1 protein-coding gene and 1 pseudogene are annotated in these 2047 nt (G+C 47.6%); both read left to right on the top strand.

Going from position 1 to position 2047, the window contains the following annotated elements; genetic code table 11:
* Positions 1-194 (top strand): annotated as a pseudogene (locus F1593_RS28805) (transposase); the annotation flags it as partial.
* 357 nt (positions 195-551) lie between these two features.
* Positions 552-1862 (top strand): hemolysin family protein, encoded by a 1311-nt coding sequence (locus F1593_RS27820; protein ID WP_149404804.1) that lies wholly within the window; start codon positions 552-554, stop codon positions 1860-1862.
* Positions 1863-2047 lie beyond the last annotated feature (185 nt).

The raw sequence follows: 2047 nt of genomic DNA, 5'->3' as shown, positions 1-2047 counted from the left end.
CCTTGCCAGGATATGGGCTGTTGCGCATGGTGCGCGATGTCTTCCATATCAGCGGCTTTCTTTGCCGGGATGCTTCTGGTCAGATCGTCCAGATTGTTCTCAATCAGGATGCCCATTTGGCCCATCGCCTCCTCGTGTCGTTACAGGTGTTGCTTGCTCCCATACCTGTTGCCATTAATTTGGACAAAACTTAGGTATTTAAGCGGTATTGCCCGTGAAGGGTGGCTGCTACTGCTACTTTCTCGGTATTGCCCTTCACAATCCCACTTTTTATGCAACACTTATTATTTTTGAGCATACAGAAACAGACAAGAGCGCGTAAAATTAAGAGGGGCTGGCTCTATCCAAACTGAAGTATACTAACGGCAGCGAGATCCTGTCCTTTTTATCTCTATAATTCGTATTATAATTATCCCAAAGCCTGGCCTGCAAACCATGTCCACTATCATACGAAACACTATGTATTAGGAGCATGAGAGTGCTAGAAGGCTTGCTGTAATTTTCCACCAACGCGATGGTGTAAGCATACCCACAGTTAAAAGGTGATAAAGATGAGTAGTTTTACGGGTTTTGAAATAGTTATTATTTTTGTCCTTATATTTGCCAATAGCTTTTTTGCCGCTTCTGAGATTGCGATTGTTTCTGCGCGCCGTGGACGTTTACAACAACAGGCTGATGCTGGAAGACAAGGCGCGAAACAGGCATTACAGCTAGCCGAAAATCCTGATCGCTTTCTCGCCACGGTGCAGATCGGCATCACCTTAATCAGTACGCTGGCATCGGCCTTTGGTGGCGCCAGTATCAGCGCTCCCCTGACACAATGGATCAGTACCATTCCAACCTTACGGCCCTATGCCAATAGTATCGCACTGGGCATTGTAGTCCTTTTAATCACCTTCTTTACTCTGGTGATTGGAGAACTGGCCCCTAAACACCTGGCCCTCCAATCAGCAGAGAAAATCGCGATACGAGTCGCACCTTTTATGAATGCGCTCTCTAAAATCGCACGTCCGGCAGTGATTTTTCTGAGCTTCTCGGCTAACCTGCTCTTGCGCATACTTGGGCAATATCATCCCACCAAAGAGATCGTTACAGAAGAAGATATTGTGTATCTGGCTCGCGAAGGCGCGGTCAGCGGCACCGTCGAGTCAAAAGAAGAAGAGTTCATCAGCCGCGTCTTCCGCTTTACGGATCGCACTGTGAGCAGCGTGATGATGCCTCGAACCGAGATTGTAGCTATCGAAGCAAATACCCCCTTCACTCAAGTCATCGAAACATTTATGAGCTCTGGCTATACTCGCCTGCCGCTCTATGAAGGGACTCTGGACAATATTGTCGGTGTCCTTTATGCCAAGGATTTACTGCGCTCACGTGCCAATAACCAGAAGGATGAGGATATTAACCTGCGCACGCTGGCCCGACCAGCCTTCTTTATTTCGGAGTTTCAGCATGTGGATGATCTTCTGACCACCTTTAGACGCAAAGGCATCCATATCGCCATTGTCATCGACGAGTACAGTCAGGTGACCGGATTGGTGACGCTGGAGGATATTCTGGAAGAACTGGTGGGTGAGATTCAGGATGAATATGATCAGCCAGAAAATACAACTATCGTCCAGCGTGAGGATGGCTCATGGCTGATCGATGCCATGACCGATTATGAAGTTGTTCTGGATAAAATCAAAATGGCCCTCACCGAAGAAGATGACCACCGTAACTATCATACCCTGGCAGGCTTAATCCTTGCCCATATTGGACGCATCCCCAAAGTAGGCGAGAAATTTACCATCCATGACTTCATTGTTGAAATCGTGGATATGGATGGTCGACGCATAGATAAGGTACTTATCAAGCACAAATAAAATGTATGAGTCATCCCGGATTTTTGGGAAACATTTCTAGCACCTAAACGATGCTAAAAACCGAATTGTTTCTAAGTCCGGCGGAAGAACACTTCCAAGTACGGGATGGGCATCATCCCAAAGGCGGCTGATCGCCCACCGTACGCGGTAAAGCGGTGCCAGAGTTTCTCGGCACCGCTTCCCTG

Source organism: Dictyobacter arantiisoli, assembly GCF_008326305.1.
Lineage (GTDB): Bacteria > Chloroflexota > Ktedonobacteria > Ktedonobacterales > Ktedonobacteraceae > Dictyobacter > Dictyobacter arantiisoli.
This window is presented reverse-complemented; position numbering and strand designations above follow the sequence as displayed.